Genomic DNA, 1,547 nt, shown 5'->3' on the forward strand with positions numbered 1-1,547 from the left:
TAATGAGTTACAAAAGAAAATTGTTGACAATTGGTAGTACAGTGATGCTAACAACGGGATTAGTTACGTTAAGCCAATTGGATGCACAAATAGTTGAGGCAAGAGAAGAGGTAGAAGGAACACAAACAATGCCAACAGCTATAAAAGATAATCATTCTAAAGTGACAAGTGAGGAAGAAAAAGCCCCACAAACAACACCAGACACAACAGAAAAAGACGATTCAGTAGAGAAGGAAAATAAAGGTGACGTAACAAAGCCAACTACTGACAAAGATGGCGAACCAGAAAAACCAGTTACACCAGATAACGGCGGTGAAGTAGTTGACCCAACTTCGGATCCAGAAAAGCCAGTTACACCAACTAACAAAACAGGTTGGGATGGCGACTCTTATTATATAGATGGCGAAAAAGTAATAAGTAAATGGTTAGAAGTTACAGCTAAAGACGCCAAAGATGACGAAACAACATATTGGTACTACTTCGATGAAAATGGTCTACGTGTAACCAATAAATGGCAAGGGGCATATTACCTAAAAGACAATGGTCAAATGGCGTCAAATGAATGGATCTTTGATAAAGATTATGACAATTGGTTCTTTATTAATGAAGATGGTACTTATGCTCGTTATACATGGAAAGGCTCATACTATCTAAAACAATGGGGTGAAATGGCCAAACAGGAATGGGCATACAGTCCAACAACCGGGTGGCACTACTTCAATCCAGATGGTACTTACGTTCAAAATAAATGGGTTGGTGCTTATTACATTAAACAATGGGGTTATATGGCATCTAACGAATGGATCTTTGATAAAGATTATGACAACTGGTTCTTTATTAAAGAAGATGGTTCATATGCTCGTTATACTTGGAAAGGTTCTTATTTCCTAACAAAATGGGGCGAAATGGCTAAAGACGGTTGGGCATGGAGTCCTGAAACAGGTTGGCACTATTTTAACGAAGATGGCACGTATGTTCAAAATCGTTGGGTAGGTGCTTATTACATCAAACAATGGGGTTACATGGCTCAAAACGAATGGATCTGGGATAATAATGAATGGTATTATATGACACCAAAAACAGGTCTTATGGCAACTGGTTGGACAGATGTTAATGGGGATATTTACTATATGAACGCTAATGGTACCATCCACCATGGTTTAGTCTATGATGATGAAAGAGCTGGTTGGTACTATTTTGATCAAAAAGGTCTTCTAAAAACAGGTACAATTGATTTGAAAGATATTGGCATAACCGTTAAAACCGATAAAGAAGGCAAAATCTCATCAGATGTTGACTATTTAAAGAAAATTAATCGTACAATTGGTTGGTTTAAAGATCGTGAAGGTAAAGTGACCTACTCAATGGCAAAACGTAATGGCCCAGATTCATACGATTGCTCAAGTTCATTATACAATGCCTTATGGAATGGTGACTTTAAAACAAGAATTACCTATGCTGGAACAACTGAAAACTTATATAAAGAAAAAGGATACCTATTCAAGGAAATTGATGCCCGAGATATTCGTCGTGGGGATGTCTTTATT

Annotated in this window: 1 protein-coding gene; it reads left to right on the top strand. The window is 37.4% G+C overall.

The genetic code is table 11. The features are described from left to right. Positions 1-44: 44 nt before the first annotated feature. Positions 45-1,547 (top strand): peptidoglycan amidohydrolase family protein (locus tag BMX09_RS09805; RefSeq protein ID WP_281242694.1); only part of this gene is annotated, 1,503 nt, incomplete at its 3' end.

Source organism: Granulicatella balaenopterae, assembly GCF_900111135.1.
Lineage (GTDB): Bacteria > Bacillota > Bacilli > Lactobacillales > Aerococcaceae > Granulicatella > Granulicatella balaenopterae.